17 protein-coding genes are annotated in these 15,310 nt (G+C 67.6%); 12 read left to right on the plus strand and 5 right to left on the minus strand.

Going from position 1 to position 15,310, the window contains the following annotated elements:
• The first annotated feature begins 114 nt into the window (after positions 1 to 114).
• Positions 115 to 624: a hypothetical protein gene (locus E0497_RS19105; protein ID WP_137726383.1), complete on the plus strand. Its 510-nt coding sequence runs from the start codon at positions 115 to 117 to the stop codon at positions 622 to 624.
• Positions 621 to 926 (plus strand): hypothetical protein, encoded by a 306-nt coding sequence (locus tag E0497_RS19110; protein ID WP_137726384.1) that lies wholly within the window; start codon positions 621 to 623, stop codon positions 924 to 926. Before E0497_RS19105 ends, E0497_RS19110 begins: the two co-directional genes overlap by 4 nt.
• A 362-nt stretch (positions 927 to 1,288) precedes the next feature.
• Here the strand turns inward: E0497_RS19110 and E0497_RS19115 are convergent, their stop codons facing one another.
• Positions 1,289 to 1,591, minus strand: coding sequence for an ArsR/SmtB family transcription factor (locus E0497_RS19115; protein WP_137726385.1), 303 nt, complete (start codon positions 1,589 to 1,591; stop codon positions 1,289 to 1,291).
• A gap of 109 nt (positions 1,592 to 1,700) precedes the next feature.
• On the opposite strand from E0497_RS19115, the gene E0497_RS19120 reads away from it, so the two are divergent.
• From E0497_RS19120 to E0497_RS19140, 5 genes are read left to right on the plus strand one after another with little or no spacing between them, the layout of a single operon-like run.
• Positions 1,701 to 3,302, plus strand: coding sequence for an ABC transporter substrate-binding protein (locus tag E0497_RS19120; protein WP_137726386.1), 1,602 nt, complete (start codon positions 1,701 to 1,703; stop codon positions 3,300 to 3,302).
• A gap of 5 nt (positions 3,303 to 3,307) precedes the next feature.
• Positions 3,308 to 4,348: an ABC transporter permease gene (locus E0497_RS19125; RefSeq protein ID WP_137726387.1), complete on the plus strand. Its 1,041-nt coding sequence runs from the start codon at positions 3,308 to 3,310 to the stop codon at positions 4,346 to 4,348.
• Entirely contained in the window at positions 4,341 to 5,183 is an 843-nt protein-coding gene (locus tag E0497_RS19130) for an ABC transporter permease (protein WP_137726388.1), read from the plus strand. Before E0497_RS19125 ends, E0497_RS19130 begins: the two co-directional genes overlap by 8 nt.
• The gene (locus E0497_RS19135) at positions 5,183 to 6,049 is read left to right on the plus strand and encodes an ABC transporter ATP-binding protein (RefSeq protein ID WP_137726389.1); all 867 of its coding nucleotides are present in this window, start codon (positions 5,183 to 5,185) and stop codon (positions 6,047 to 6,049) included. The genes E0497_RS19130 and E0497_RS19135 overlap by 1 nt, the downstream gene beginning before the upstream one ends.
• Complete coding sequence (locus E0497_RS19140) at positions 6,046 to 6,690, plus strand: ABC transporter ATP-binding protein (RefSeq protein ID WP_137726390.1); 645 nt, start codon at positions 6,046 to 6,048, stop codon at positions 6,688 to 6,690. Before E0497_RS19135 ends, E0497_RS19140 begins: the two co-directional genes overlap by 4 nt.
• Positions 6,691 to 6,818: 128 nt before the next feature.
• Here the strand turns inward: E0497_RS19140 and E0497_RS19145 are convergent, their stop codons facing one another.
• The 4 genes from E0497_RS19145 to E0497_RS19160 all read right to left on the minus strand — a co-directional run bounded on the left by E0497_RS19145 (position 6,819) and on the right by E0497_RS19160 (position 10,429).
• Positions 6,819 to 7,106 (minus strand): hypothetical protein, encoded by a 288-nt coding sequence (locus tag E0497_RS19145; RefSeq protein ID WP_137726391.1) that lies wholly within the window; start codon positions 7,104 to 7,106, stop codon positions 6,819 to 6,821.
• A 168-nt stretch (positions 7,107 to 7,274) separates the two neighbouring features.
• Positions 7,275 to 9,134 carry an RNB domain-containing ribonuclease gene (locus E0497_RS19150; RefSeq protein WP_241665979.1) on the minus strand — a complete coding sequence of 620 codons (1,860 nt, stop codon included), beginning with the start codon at positions 9,132 to 9,134 and terminating at the stop codon, positions 7,275 to 7,277.
• Between the two features lie 106 nt (positions 9,135 to 9,240).
• Positions 9,241 to 9,471, minus strand: coding sequence for a ribosome modulation factor (locus E0497_RS19155; RefSeq protein ID WP_137726392.1), 231 nt, complete (start codon positions 9,469 to 9,471; stop codon positions 9,241 to 9,243).
• On the minus strand, positions 9,464 to 10,429 hold the full coding sequence (locus E0497_RS19160) for a hypothetical protein (RefSeq protein WP_137726393.1): 966 nt from the start codon (positions 10,427 to 10,429) through the stop codon (positions 9,464 to 9,466). Before E0497_RS19160 ends, E0497_RS19155 begins: the two co-directional genes overlap by 8 nt.
• Before the next feature lie 193 nt (positions 10,430 to 10,622).
• On the opposite strand from E0497_RS19160, the gene E0497_RS19165 reads away from it, so the two are divergent.
• From E0497_RS19165 to dnaG, 5 genes are all read left to right on the plus strand, one after another.
• Positions 10,623 to 11,810, plus strand: coding sequence for a hypothetical protein (locus E0497_RS19165; RefSeq protein ID WP_137726394.1), 1,188 nt, complete (start codon positions 10,623 to 10,625; stop codon positions 11,808 to 11,810).
• 120 nt (positions 11,811 to 11,930) lie between these two features.
• Positions 11,931 to 12,248 (plus strand): integration host factor, actinobacterial type, encoded by a 318-nt coding sequence (gene mihF / locus E0497_RS19170; RefSeq protein WP_137726395.1) that lies wholly within the window; start codon positions 11,931 to 11,933, stop codon positions 12,246 to 12,248.
• Between the two features lie 362 nt (positions 12,249 to 12,610).
• A complete protein-coding gene (locus tag E0497_RS19175) occupies positions 12,611 to 13,207 on the plus strand; it encodes a hypothetical protein (RefSeq protein WP_137726396.1) in 597 nt (198 codons plus the stop codon).
• 101 nt (positions 13,208 to 13,308) lie between these two features.
• A complete protein-coding gene (locus E0497_RS19180) occupies positions 13,309 to 13,602 on the plus strand; it encodes a hypothetical protein (protein WP_137726397.1) in 294 nt (97 codons plus the stop codon).
• A gap of 106 nt (positions 13,603 to 13,708) precedes the next feature.
• The gene (dnaG, locus tag E0497_RS19185) at positions 13,709 to 15,250 is read left to right on the plus strand and encodes a DNA primase (RefSeq protein ID WP_161987455.1); all 1,542 of its coding nucleotides are present in this window, start codon (positions 13,709 to 13,711) and stop codon (positions 15,248 to 15,250) included.
• Positions 15,251 to 15,310: the final 60 nt, after the last annotated feature.

Raw genomic sequence — 15,310 nt, forward strand, 5'->3', positions numbered from 1 at the left:
TGTCCGATCACAGCACTCATCGCGGGCGGTGCTGCACCGTGCCGCACGCGCCGGCCTGGGTCGGGATGCTCGGTTCGTCTTCACCCGAACCGAACGTGAGAAAGGCCCAGCACTATGAGCATTCCCTGCACGTACCGGCCCGTGATCTTCGAGTACCCGCACGATGTTGCCATGGGGCCGCTGGCAGGCCCGCAGGCCCGCGAGGTGTACCTGGCGGCACTCGACACGATCTCCCCCGAGCGACTGGTCGAGGCCGCGGAGTCGCTGTGCGAACTGATCGCCGAGGACTTCGACATCGACGATGCGTCCGCCGATCGGGTGTTCGGCGTGGACGGGTTCGGCTTCGATGTCGCGGCAGCGGCCGCGACCCCAGCGATTGCGTCGGGCATCCGGGCGTGGATCGTTGCCGGCATCGACGAGGCGTGCTGGGAGGCTCGCCGTACGACCGCCGCGGGTGTCACCGCGGTGGAGAACTACGTCGAGCACATCGGCGGCCACCCGTACACGGTCGTCGTCACCAACGACGACACCACGTATGTGGGCCTGCTGCTCTTCAAGTCCCTGTTCACCGGTTGCGTGACCTGTCACCCGTGCGCGGCCACGGCGAGCCAGGGGGCGGCGTGACCGCGTTGGCTGGCGAGCGGGGTACGGCCGCACTCGAGCCGGACGGGTGGCGGTGGCCCGACGGCACCACCATGCGGCTGTCGACAGACCTGCCGGGCGGATCCGACTCGTTCCTGTTCTTCACCGAACTGGTGGTGCGCACGGAGGTCGCCGATGGGCCGAAACGGATGCTGATCGACACGATCAGCGGCCAGGTCGACGGAGTCGTCACCGCGGTCACATCCGGACCGGCCGGGATCTCGGTGCACTTCGAGGGCGGGTCCACAGTGCGCCTGGTGGACGTCGTCGCGGTCACGTTCTGACGGCGACAGAGCCTGAACCGCGGTGCCGTCGAGTGGTCCGGGAACCTTCTCGGTCTGCGGGGCATCTAACGAAGTGGAAGTGAAGGAGTCAGCGGGGGTGGTGAATCCACCGATCACCCTGCGGAGCTGGCATTTTCCTTTCGAATCTGCAGGACGGTCCGATCACGGTCCTCACGTGATTGTCGTCCTGCGGCCCGGCGCGGTGATGCCGCCTCGGGCCGGACGCCTGTTCTACCAGGACAGGCGTCACCGCTGCTGAGAAGCGGCCTATCGGAGATGCACGCGACGCGTGATGCCCGCGGGGATTCTGGGCCGACGGTCTGGGGTTCCCGCGGGGCATGCCGGTTTCCCGAGCGTGCTGGTCAGTCGTGTGTGGCACCCATCAGGTGCAGGAGCTGGTGAACAGTCGGGTCCGTCAGCGTGTATCGGACGGTGCGGCCGACTCTCTCGTCGCGGACCCACCCCTGCAGACGCAGGACGCGGAGAGCCTGGGACGCTGCGGTGTTCGTGATGCCGGCGGCGTCCGCGAGGTCACCGACCGTCGCCGTGCCGGGGCCGGCGTGGTGCATCGCGGCGAGCAGCCGCAGCCGGGTGGGGTCGCCGAGAAGGTGGAATCTGGTCGACCATTCGTCGATGTCGAGTCCGGGATGGGTGGGTGTCGGCATGGCCGTCCTGACGGGGTCGCTGAGTGGGGGGTGTTTCTAGCGTAATACCCCTTCATGTGTTCAACTAGACACATCGGAGGTTGTACACACCACACGCTAGGAATCTCGAATGCGTTCACGCACAAGCATGTCCGCGGTCGCTGCGATCGCCGGCCTCGCGGCCATCGCGTCCGGTTGCGCACCCGCGAACAGCGACACCGCCGGCGACCGGCCCACCACCCTCGTCCTCGCCGACGCCCAACCACTGGGGGAGTACAACCCCGTCAACGGGTACAGCGAACTGGGGGTTTCCCCGCTCTACGACGGACTGCTGCGCCCGCAGCCAGTGTCCGACAAGGAGATTCCTGCGCTGACTCCCGCGCTGGCAGCCGGTGCACCAACCAGCAACCCGGATCAGACGGTGTGGGACGTCGAACTCCGCGACGGGGTCACCTTCCACGACGGCACCACATTCGATGCCGCGGACGTCGTCGCCACCTACAACGCCGTGCTCGATCCGGGGACTGGATCGGAGATCGCAGCCTCCTACGACATGATCGACACCGTCACCGCCATCAACGATCAGCACGTTCGGTTCACGCTCCGCTACCCGTACGCGGAGTTCCCGGCCCGACTCCTTCTCGGCATCGCACCATCCGAACTGGTGACCAACGGCCCGGCCCGTGACTCGCAGCTCAACAAGAAGCCCGTCGGTACCGGCCCGTACACGCTCACCGAGCTGCGACCCGACCAGGCAGTGTTCGCCGCGAACCCGAACTACTGGGGCGGGGTACCGGAGATCACCAAGCTCGTCACCACGTATGTGCCCGACGACAACTCGCGCGCCCAGCAGATGCAGGCCGGGTCGCTGTCCGGGACCGTGATCCCCCCGTCGATGGCTGGCGCGTTCACCGACCCGGCCACCCCTGTCGTCGCGGTCGAGACCGCGGACTGGCGGGGCCTGTCGCTGCCATCGAACAACGCGTTCACCAGTGACGAGCAGGCCCGGATCGCCATGAACATCGGCGTCGACCGGAACTCGATCATCGAACACGTCCTCGCCGGTCACGGACTTCCCGCCTACACGCCGTTCGCGCCCGTCTACGGTGACGCCTACAACGCGGACGCCGTCTTCGACTACCGGCCCGACGACGCTGACCGCATCCTCGACGCGGCCGGCTGGCAGCCCGGCCCGGACGGGGTTCGCGTCAAGGACGGTCAGCGGGCCGAGTTCACCCTCATGTACCTCGCCTCGGACTCCTCCCGCCGAGACATGTCGACCGCATTCGCCGCAGCAGTGGAACCGTTGGGGATCAAGGTGAACCTGCGGGGCGCGACGTGGGATGAGATGGAGAAGGACGCAACGACCGCCGCGATCATGCTCGGCGGCGGCGACAAGCCGTACAGCATCGACACCCAGGTCTACGAGACACTGCACACCCGCAGCTCGAACACCCCGACGTACTCGAACCCGGGGAACTTCACCATCCCCGGCGTCGACGACGCCCTCGACCTCGCGCGCCGCAGCCTCGACCCGGCTGTCCGCAACCCGGCCTACCAGCAGGTCCAAGACGCCTACATCGACCACCCCACGCACGTGTTCCTGGCGTTCATCGACCACACCTACGTCACCGCCGACAACAGCTGGGAGCGTGGACCACTCGTCCTCGAACCCCACACCCACGGCGTCACCTGGGGTCCGTGGTGGAACGTGGCGGGCTGGCGTCCGTGACCGCCGTGACGACACCCCCGGCCGCGCCGACCCGCGCAGCCGGGGGAGTGGTCGGTGGGCGTCTGCGGCGCCGCCGCCGTGACATCACACGCCTCGCGGCCCGTCGTGTCGCAGTGACCATCCCGCTGCTGGCGTTGATCTCCGCAGGCGTGTTCCTTCTCGCCGCCTACTCGCCGTTCAACCCGCTCTCCGCCTACCTCGGTACCCGCTACCAGTCGACGAGCGCCACCGAACGTGAATCGCTCACGGCCGCACTCGGGCTGGACGCACCGTGGTGGCAGGCATGGTGGCAGTGGGTGACCGCGGTTGCCGGCGGAGATCTCGGCTGGTCCCGGATCTATTCGCAGCCGGTGACCACCGTGTTCGGTGAACGGCTCCCGTGGACGCTGCTGCTGTCCGCCACCGGCCTGACGGTCGCTGTCGCTACCGCTGTTGCTCTCGGAACGGCGGCGGGTCTGCGGCCGGGTTCCTGGCTGGACCGTGCGTGCTCGGCTCTCGCGGTCGTCGTCCAAGCGGTCCCCCCGTTCGTGGTCGCGCTCGCTGCGGTCGCAGTGTTCGCAGTGACCCTGCGGTGGGCTCCTGCCGCCGGCGCCACCGATCCCGGCGCCGACTACACGGTCGGGCAGGTGGCCCGGCATCTCGTCCTGCCGGCGATCGCGTTGGCGATCACGCAGTTGCCGTGGATGCTGCTCGCGGTCCGGTCCGCTGTTGCAGAGGCCGCGGGGTCGGCTGCGGTGCGTGGTGCGCGAGCCCGTGGTGTGGCACCGGCGGTGATCGTCGGCAAGCACATCGTGCCGATGTCGTTGACGCCGTTGGTCACGCTGATCGGTGCGCGGCTGCCCGAGCTGATTGTGGGCGCTGTCCTGGTCGAGGAGGTGTTCGCGTGGCCGGGGCTGGCGGCGACGGTGGTCGAGTCGGCGAAGGCGATGGACTTCCCGTTGCTTGCTGCGCTCACCGTCGCGACCACCGCTGTCGTGTTCGTGGGATCGCTGCTCGCTGATGTGCTGTATCTGCTGATCGACCCGAGGATCACCGCTGATGTCTGAGCGTCCGACACCCCGCCGGGGACATGCCAACCGTGCTGGTCAGATCGCTGCAGTGGGGGTGCTGGTGGCGGTCGTCATCTACGCCGTCGCCACCCCGTGGATCGCCGGGCCGCAGACCGCGGACTTCACTCAAGCCCTCCAACCACCAAGCGGTGGGCACTGGTTCGGCACCGACCACTCCGGCTACGACTTGTTCGTGCGCACCGCGGACGGACTCCGTGTCTCACTGCTGATCGCCGCCGTCTGCGCCGCCACCGCCACCATCCTCGGCACCGTGATCGGTGCCGCCGCAGCCACCATCGGCGGCCGCACAGACACTGCCCTGATGCGGGCCACCGACACTGTCAACGCCCTCCCCCACCTTCTGCTCGGCATCGTCATCGTCGCCATGTTCCCAGGCTCGCTGCCCGCGATCATCGCGTCCATCGCCCTGACCCACTGGCCGCAGGTTGCACGTCTGGTCCGCGCGCAAATCCTCGCTGTCCGCTCCGCCGACTACGTCGACGCCGCCTACCTGTGGGGCGCCAGCCGCCGGCACGTGTTCCGCCACCACCTTCTGCCGGCCGCCGCCCCGCAAGCGGTGATCGCGCTGCTGATGCTGCTGCCCCACGCGATCTGGCACGAATCGACCCTCAGCTTCCTCGGCCTCGGGCTCTCCCCGGACCGGGCGAGTCTCGGCACACTCCTCCAACTCGCCCGCGGTGACCTCCTCACCGGCGCCTGGTGGACCCTCGCCGCCCCCGCTGGTGCGCTGATTGTCACGACCCTCGCTGTCGCCGGTATCGCCGCAGCCCGCCGCACCCGCACCCGCAACATCGAAAGCGTGATCGCCTGATGCCTACCGCCGCTACCGCGATCGTCGACAGACTGACCGTCCACATCCCTACCCCGGTGGGGGTCGTCCACGCAGCCACCGACGTGTCCCTCGCCATCCCGGCCGGGCAGATCACCGCACTCGTCGGCGAATCCGGTTGCGGCAAATCCGTTCTCGCGTCCGCCCTGTGCGGGCTACTCCCCGCCGGGGCCCGACACACCGGCACACTCACCATCGCGGGCCGCGACATGAGCACAGCGACCGAACGATCCTGGCGTCGACTCCGCGGCCGCACCATCGGGTTGGCCGCCCAGTCCGCGGCCGCCAGCTTCACCCCGAACCGCACGATCGGCCGGCAGCTCGCCGAAACCATCGCCGCCGTCGACGCCACCACCAGCCCAACGGCACTCCTCGAACAGGTGGGTCTCGCCCCGCACACCCAACACCTGTACCCGCACGAACTGTCCGGAGGCATGGCGCAGCGTGTCGCTGTCGCCGCCGCCATCACCGCGAACCCGCCGCTGCTGGTGGCCGACGAACCCACCGCCGGCCTCGACCCCGACACGACCCGCACCATCCTCACGCTGCTGCGGGCACACGCCGACGCCGGTGGAGCGGTCCTGCTCATCACCCACGACCTCCACGCCCTCGAAACGACCGGCGTCGCCGACCAGATCGCCGTCATGTACGCCAGCCGGATCATCGAAACCGGTCGTGCCACCGATGTCCTCGCCAGCCCGCGAGACGACTACACGCGCGCACTGCTCGCGGCCCTACCAACACGCGGCCTGCACCCGATCCCCGGGATGCCTCCCGAGCTGACCGACCTCGACCCGAACTGCACGTTCGCCGACCGTCTCGCCGCCACCAGGAAGGTCACCCAATGACCCTCACCGCACACGCAATCACCAGCAAATATGTCACGTCCCCTGTGCCGGTACTCGACTCCGTCACTATCACCGTCACCCCCGGCCACATCCTCGGACTCACAGGCCCCTCCGGCACCGGAAAATCCACCCTCGCCCGCATCCTGTGCGGCCTCCACCGACCCGACCACGGCACCGTCACCTGCGACGGGCAACCAGTCACCACCCGACGCGGCCGCATGCCCGGCACCATCGGACTCCTCCACCAATCGCCCCGCGCCGCCACCAACCCGCGAATGCGACTGCGGCAGATCATCACCGAACCCACCCGCCACCGGCCGGCCACCCGCAGCGTGAACGAGCTGGCCAACCACGTCGGACTCACCGGCGACCTCCTCGACCGCACCCCCGACCAGGTATCCGACGGACAGCTGCAACGCGCCTGCCTGGCCCGCGCCCTCGCCACCCGGCCCCGCTACCTGATCTGTGACGAACCCACCGCCATGCTCGACCCGGCCACCACCGCATCCATAGCCGCAGTCCTGTCCGATCTCGCCGCGACCGGCGTCGGGATCCTCGCGATCAGCCACGACCACCACCTCCTCGACGCCTGGGCCGACAACCGCATCGACATCGCCGACCTCGCCGCAATCACTACCTGACCTTGCCCGTACCTCCGGGTCTCCACTTCCGGTGACCCGGGCGGCCCGGTCGTGGTGTGGTCGCAGACGAAACCGCCCACACCCACGCACAATCTGGGGTGGGTGTGGGCGGTTTCGGTGGCCGGACGCTACGTGAGCGGCAGCGCGGACCAGTCGATGGTGAGGACGTCGAGTCGGCCGAGCGCGCCGACTGCGAGGGCGGCCAGGCCCGCAGCGGTCCACCCCATCGTGTGCGGGTTGACAGGCTCGACCACGTCCGGGGCCGAGGTCGGGGACAGGCTGGGGGAGTAGATCACTCGACCGGACGCGGCGGCATCGAGGTCGTCGTGGAACTGCTGCGCAACCGCGACCGGGTCCGCCTGGTAGCGGGTGGTGGGTGCGGGAGAACGGTCCAGGAGGGCGAGCAGGTATGCCATATCGTGGTTGTGCGACATCGCGAGCATCCAATCTGCGGGTCGTGATCCCCGCTGGGTGCTAGGGACACCCAGCGGGGACTCTGTGATCTGACCCACTCATCGTCGCGACCGTGTTCCGGGCGTGCGGCACGCGCACACAATCACCCATGTGGACGGCGAAATGCCCGGCTAACCCGTTGCGCTGGAAAAGATTTCATTCACAAGGTTCGCAGCTGCGGCGGTCTTCGCCTCCGACTTCACCGACTTCGACACAGCGACCCGGTGGCCCAGGAACTCCACGGTCACCGTGAACACCGGTGCATGCGCCGGCCCAGCCTTCTCCGCTACCCACAAAGGCTCCTCGCAGCCGAGCGTCTTCGCATGATTGTGGAGCCACGCGACTGGATTCTTCAACGCCTTCACCCGTTTCCGGTCCATATCCCCGGACGACGGTGGAGAGGCGGGTCGCGGTGCGGCCGCCGGCGGGCCGGACTTGGCCTTCACCGGCTTCGGGGCTGGCGTCTTGACCGGTGTGGCCAGCACCGGCCACACGGGCTCGTCACCAGCATGGTTATCGCCGTGCAGACGAGCCTCCAACAGTGCCCACATCGCAGACTGCTCCGTCGACCGCTTCACCGACCCCACCACCCACGGGCCCCGAACCCCATCGAATGCGGCCTGCACTGCGAAAGCTGGTGCATGCGCGGCGCCCTGCTGCCTCACCTCGACTTCGGCGGGGGGAATCTCGGGCCGTTCCTGCACCCACGCCGACAGCACACTTGCCGCTGCTTCGCGTCGAACATCGGCCCACCGCGCGCACGCATACACCTGCACCGGCCGCCACGACACGTCGTCGATCATCAACAGCACCGCCACATCCGGCGGGTTGAGCAGGTCCGCATCCACGCGCCGCCGAATCTCGATGTCGAGCCTGCTGTCCAGCGGCCCGCCGCCAGCGGCTTTCAGCAGCTTCCGGAACCGTTTCATGTCGAGCACCGCCAGATTCCCGGCCGCGGCCTGCACCGTCTTCCGCCTGTCAGCGGCTTTGAAATGCTCGGATGTTGCGTCCCGTTCTTCCCGCACCCGCCGGTTGATGTCGGCAGCAAGCGCCGCGACCTGCTCGCGGGTGTACGGGGCCGGGAGGCCGTCAACCTCGGCGAGGATGATCCGCTGGCTGATCAAGTCCGCGACCCGCCGCAGCGGTGACGTGACATGCGAGTAGGCGGCGACACCGACACCCTGATGGCCGGCGACCGTCGCGTCGTAGGTGGCCGGCCGCAACGCCGTCACCAGGCGGGCCCGAATCCGTTCCGTCATCTGCGGGTCGCCCGCGGCCGCCTCGAGTTCATCGGCCAGCAGTCGCCCACCACACGACACCAGGTTCGCCCGGTGGTTCCGGTACAGGATGGGCAGTTCACGGCCGACGCACCAGGTGGCGACGGCCTCGTTCGCGGCGATCATCATTTCCTGGACGATCACATACGCGTTCGTCCTCAACTCTTCCGCCAGGTGGGTGATCCCACCTTCTTCGGTGGCGACCAGACCACGCGCCAGGTCGTAGAAGACGAAGCCGTCGTTCGCGCGGCGGGCCGCCAGCAGAGCTTGGGTGGCGTCGTAGGCGTCCCGCAACGGCTGGTGCAGCAACGCATCCGGGTCCGCGAGCAGACGGGGGACGGCCGCGTAGGTGACCTCGATGCAACCCCCGACAGGGATCACAGCCCGAGACACGTCGACGTCAGCGACGATCCCATCGGCGCGGATCGTGCCGCTGATCCGCATACTCGGCCGATCCGCCTGCCCGGTCAGTGTCGCGGCTTGCTCCACGGTTTCGCCGAGCATCGGGAACGTGCGGGTCGGGCGGTAGCGGGTCGTCATGCGGGTGAACGCCCGCCGGTCCTCATCGGAGCCTGCCGGCACGATGTCGGCGACCGCCGCGATGTGCACGACGAATCGCCAGCCGCCGTCGGGGAGCGGCGTCACCGCGAACGTGTCATCGCGATCTCGGCTGCCTTCGCGGTCGATCATCAACAGGGGAGTTGCGGAATCCAACGGTGCAAATCCTTTCGAGCGGGGCGACCCGTCGAGACTAAAACGCGGCGAATCGGGCACGGTGAGGGGACTGGACGGGAATGGGGATTGCGAGTCGAACTCGTGGTCACGGCAGGTTCCGGGCCTCCGCCTGCTTCGCCCGCCACCCCCGCTGCCACATGACCGCAAGGAAACGGCCCCGCTCCGACTCATCCCGCAGATACGGGCATGCACTCAACGGCTGGTTCGACATCAACGCGGCCGCCCCCTCCGTCTGCGCTTTCGTGATCTCCACCATCGTCGCCGGATACCCCGACCTCGATGTGCTCTCGAACTGGCGAACACCCTTGTCACGCATACGCCACATCCTGGAATGTCTCAGCGTTGTGCGCCCCATACGACGACGACGTCGGGGCACCCCGCAGGGCCGTGAACCGGGCGAAACTCATGTGCCCGCCGGACGCGCCGACAGCCGCCTTGAACTCGTCCGACGCGTACGCGTGCATCCGCTTGGAATTGCCGTACATCAGCGACTGTGGGTCAACCCCCAACGCCTCACCCCGCTTGTTGAGCATGTGACCGCGGCATTTCCCTTCGGCCGCGATGTACCGCTCGAACTGGTACTCGAAGTACGCCAACCGCTCCCGTTCCTGCGCGTCCTTCACCGTCCCGTGCTTGACCACAGCAGCGCCATCGCCGCTGGTCGACCACATGCTCGGATCGGTGAGTATTCGCCGCTCCACTTCCTGATACTTCGCCGGCGACAGATTGTTGTACGCCCACTCAAGCTCTTCGAGTTCCGCCCCACTCAGTGTCTGGCCCGCCTCTACCGCGGCCCGACGATCCCACTCCGCCTCGATCTTCTCCTGCAGATCCCGATGCTCGTGCAGCTCAGACCACATGCCCTGCAGCTGTCCGTCATCGAGAGCCTGCACGCAGTCCGGGGCCAGAGTCTCCTCCCACACTTCACGGATCTCGGTGTTCTCCTCCTCGACCCGCAACGCCTCCACCGCGGCCCGACGATCCCACTCCTCCTCGATCAACGCCTGCGAACGCGGATCGAAATGCAGCGCATTCCACTGCTGCTCGAGCCCATCATCGGACTGCGCCGCCACGTAGTCGCCGGTGAACTCCGCAGCCCTCGACGGTGGCGGCACCGCCTTCCACTGCGGATCCCACTCCGACCGCTCCGCAACATCGTTGACGGCCGCCTCGAAGCACTCCATCGACTTCTGCAGCGCCACTTCATCCCCGGACTGTTCCGCCTCGACAGCCCGCCGCTCCCACCGCGACATCCGCTGCACCGCAGATGCCAACCGGCGAAGCACCGGGTTCGAATGGCTCGGGCACCGCCGGCCGCCCTCGCATTGGTTCCGACTCCTACACATGCGCTGACCATACGAACCGTATTTCGGGTCACACCCTGCACGCGCCGCACCAACAGAACCCCGTATGCGACGCTCACCCCATCGGAGAACACGCACGAATCACCAACACGAGGGGACCGTTGTGTCTACAGCCCGCACCACAATCAGGACCATCGCCGACGCCATCGCTGTCGCCCAGACCCTCCCCCGTGGAAACAGCGGCCTCACGATCAGCCTGAACGGTGACACGATCAGCTTCACCGCCACAGACAACGCCGGCAACGGCTGCGCTGTCGTCGCAGCCGTCACCCGCTCCCGCCGTGGCCCGACCGAGTCATTCACCGCGCACATCGCACCCACGCACCTCACGGCCCTGACAGGCTCCCGACGCAGCGACCCACGCGCCCTCGCATTCGACGACGGAACCTTCCGCCTCGGCACCAACATCGAGGTGCCCGCCGTCGCCGCCGAACCCGTCACCATCGCCGCCGACCACACCGGCGGGCACGCCACCGCCCACATCGCACCCGCCGCGTTCCTTCGCGCACTGACAGCCCTCGAACCGCACAAACGTGCCGTCAAACCCCGCAACGAGGGCCACGCCCGACTGTCCATCACCCGGCACGGCGCCGTCAGCATGGCCGTCGTCGGCGACTACTCCGCTGCATCCGTCCACATCCCCGCTCTCGACGTCGACACCGCCACCACCGACTGCCATGGTCACACCAGGATTGGGGCGTGGACGGAAGCGGTGAACCTGCTCGACCCCACTGCCGCGAACTGGACGATCACCGTCGTCCCCGGCACGACTCGTGACCAGATCACCGTCACCGACGGCGTCACCGCAGTCACCGTCGTCGCACCCACCACCCGAACCCCGAACTTCGATGCAGCCTTCGCCGCGCCGGCAGGGCTGCGCTGCTGGGATCTCGACATCGCCGACATCTCCGTGATCGACAGCTTCCTGCGTCTGCTGCCCTGCACTTTCAACGACGACACCGCGTTCGTGCAGATCCGCAACCACCTCGGGCACGCAGAAGGCCGCCCCCACCAGATCGAGTTCGTCGCCCGCGAAGGCAGCCAACTCGCGGTCGCCGGCGAACCGTTCCGCAACATCATCACCCGCCCCGTGATGACCACCAGCGTCGACGAAGCCGAAGTCGACGTCACCCTGTCGCAGATGCGGCAGATCGTCGCCACCGCCATGCACAGCGGAGGCGGCCGCATCACCCTCCGCGGCTACACCCCGTACGAATCGATGTCGCAGCTCGTCCTGACCGGCAACGGTGCCACCGCCGTCACCATCGGTCGTATCCCGCAGCCACTGTGACGCGGATGCCGCATACCCGGAAACCGTGTTGATACAACGAATCCGACCACGGCGCCCAAACGCCACCACCGGAAACAGACGGCCATCCACCGTCGCCCATCAGCAAGGGAGATTGCAGACATGGCGCTTCCCGTCCTCACCCCCGAACAGCGCGCCGAGAGCCTGGCCAAGGCCAGCCGACTCCGCAAGGAACGCGCTGACCTCAAGGCGCAGATCAAGGCCGGCGGCATCACCATCACCGACGTGTTCGAGCGCGCAGAGACCGACGACGTCGTCGGCAAGATGCGGGTGATCCACCTGATCGAATCCATGCCCGGCCGCGGCCGGCAGGGCGCAATCACCCTCATGGAGAAGCTGCAGATCGCAGACAACAAGAAGGTGCGCGGTCTCGGGCACCGTCAGCGTGAACTGCTCCTCACCGAACTCACCTCGCAGTAGACCCGACGAACCTACCTGCAGTGGCGTCTCCTCCCGCACCCGCGGAAGGAGACGCCACCGGTGTTTATACCCCTCCCGGAAACCCCGACAGACCCGGTCTAGCAGGGAATCCTTTCGGTAACGCGCTAATGTGGCGGCCTGGATCGTCTCAGGGTTCCCGGCTTGCAACGGCACCCTGCGGCGGCAGCACCACACACGCACACGGGCCCAGGAGAACACCCCCAGACATGGCACCACCCACACGCCGAAACGATGCACGAACCCGGCCGACACCCTGGAAGAACCCTCCAGCCCGCACCGGGGACTTCGCGATCATCGACATCGACGGGGTCATCGCCTCGATGGAAGAGTTCGAACCACTCGTGCACACCGAACGATCCCAAGACCGCGACTGGCACACCTTCCACCGCTCGTACGGGCTCGCCAAACCGATCCGATCCGGCATCAAACTCATCGAATCGCTGCAGGAAGTCGGCGTCGAGATCGCCTACTCCACCACCCGGCCGGAACAGTTCGCCCGCACCACCTGGAACTGGATCACAGGACACCGGCTTCCCCCCGGGCCGATCATGTTCCGCCACTTCATCAAAGACGGGCCCCGCCCCGACCTCGAAGTCAAGGTCCGGCATTGGTGGTCCTGGTACGACAACTACGACACCGACCACCGTCTCGTCGCCTGGTTCGACGACGACCAGGACGCCACCAACGAGCTGCGCTTGCACGGCTGTCCGGCGTGGATTCCGAAGGAGTTCCTGAAACGGATCCGTGCGGCCGGCGGAGACGACGCCGCGATCACACAGGTACTGCAAGACGGGCCGATAGACCTTGACCTGCTCGGAGAACGCGAGGAAACATCACGCGGGCCGTGGCAGGAGAAAGAAGACCTCTGGCAGGCCAAGCAGCAGGCGTGGTTCAAGAAGCACCAAGCGATGATCAGAAGCCGCGGTCGGAACCGGTAGCGGACACACTCGTGGAGGCGCCTACCCGGCGTCATCATCGACGGGGTGCAGAGACAGGCCCTGTCACCCACGACCGCCATCGAATAGGAGCGCACCGCCCCGTGAACACCCTCTCCCTGATCGGCCTTCTCGGCATCATCGTCGTGTCCAACCGGGCAGCACCAGTTGCACACGACAGTCTGCCGGCGCAGGAAACCGGCCCGGAGAACAAGAAACACACCCGGCACGGAATCGGGCTGGGCATCATGGCGTTCGCCAGCATGGTGCTGTGCACGGGAAGCCTCCTCTCCGACATCCCCGTCGTGCTGAAAGTGTTCGTCGTATTCGCCATGACCGTGCTGATCGTGTCCCTGCTGTACGCGGTCGCGGCGACGCGACACCGCGACAGCAACTAGCCAGACCTCGGATCGCTCCGCCGCGCAGTGCCGCGCCCCGCAACCTGCACTTCTACTCTGACCGGGCACCAGTTGCCGCGAGATCAGCACATTCAGGAGTTCGGGCGTGGAATCACCGTCACCCAACCGCCGCTTCACCAGTGAGTTCCTGACCGAACTCCGCACCCGCGTCCGACTCGACACGCTCGCCGCAGACTACGTCGACCTCAAACCTGCCGGGCCCGGCAGATTGAAGGCCCGCTGCCCGATGCACTCCGAACGGACACCCTCGTTCACGATCAACATCGACTGGGGCCGCTTCCACTGCTTCGGGTGCGGTGCCGACGGCGACATCATCGACTTCCTGATGCAAGCCGACGGGGTGAGCTTCGTCGACGCCGTCACAGACTTGGCGGGCCGCGCCGGTATGCCACTCCCACAAGGCACCAACCCCGACAGCGACACCGACCTGCAGGCCCGTGCCCAACTGCGTGCCGTCCTCGAATCCGCGCAGACGATCCTCCACCAGCGGCTCCTCGACCACCCCGACGCCCGCGACGCCCGCGACTTCCTCCGCTCCCGCGGCTTCACCAGCACCCACGCCACCGAATGGGGGATCGGCTACAACCCCGCCGGAGGGGACACCCTCACCGCAGCCCTCACCGCCGCCGGACACACGCTGGACGCGCAAACCGCGGCAGGGATGACCAAACACTCCGACCGCGGCCCCTACGACGCGTTCAGAGGCCGGATCGTGTGGCCCCTGAACGATCCACAAGGCAGGATCGTCGGATTCACCGGCCGCGACCTGACCGGCCGCGCCCACGGAAAATACGTGAACACTGCAGCAACCGACCTGTTCCGCAAAGGCGATTTGCTGTTTGGCTACGACAAGGCCCGCCAGCAGATGCTGCGGCAACGCCAGGTGTTCATCGTCGAAGGCCAAACCGATGTCATGGCCATGACCGCAGCCGGGGTGACCAACACCGTCGGAGCATCCGGCACCGCCTTCACCACCACCCAGGCAGACCTGCTGGCGAGCCAGATCGGCGACGGCGGCGAAATCGTCATCGCGTTCGACAACGACGACGCCGGCCGCAAAGCCGCCTGGGCACTGTTCCAGGCATGCCAGCAGTGCACCACGAACATCACAGCCCTCGACCTCACCGGCTACGCCACGAAAGCCGACCCGTGCGATGTGCGCCTCCTCGGCGGCGACGACGCCCTCACCGCTGCCATCACCGCCCGCAAGCCCGCACTGCAGATGCTCCTCGAGGCGGACATCACCGGCAGCGACCTCACCACCCCCGAAGGGAAAGTGAACGCCACCGAGCAGGTCCGCCGCCGCCTCGAGAACGTCCGCTCCGCAGTCCTCCGCCGCGAATACCAGAGCTGGGCCGCGGACCGCATCGGCGTGCACACCGGCGACATCCACACCACACCCGCGAACACCCGCGCACGGGAAACCGTGGCCGCACCGTCCACGAACCCTCCGGGCCGGCTGACCGACGCGGAAACCGCACTGGCCGCGTTCGTGATCGCGCACCCCCGCACCGCCGCACAGTCCCTCGACCGCGCTGACACCGACCTATACAGCCTGTTCCCGCTAGTGGTCGTCGGCGTTAGTTCGTCGGGGGTTCAGCCCCACGCGGTCGGGTCTGCGAGGTAGAGGCCGCAGGCGGTGTCGAGAGCGTCCTCGGCGGTGCCGGCGCCTTGGCCGGTGGGCAGG

Origin of the sequence: Prescottella subtropica (assembly GCF_005434945.1) — a bacterium.
Classification (GTDB): Bacteria; Actinomycetota; Actinomycetes; order Mycobacteriales; family Mycobacteriaceae; genus Prescottella; species Prescottella subtropica.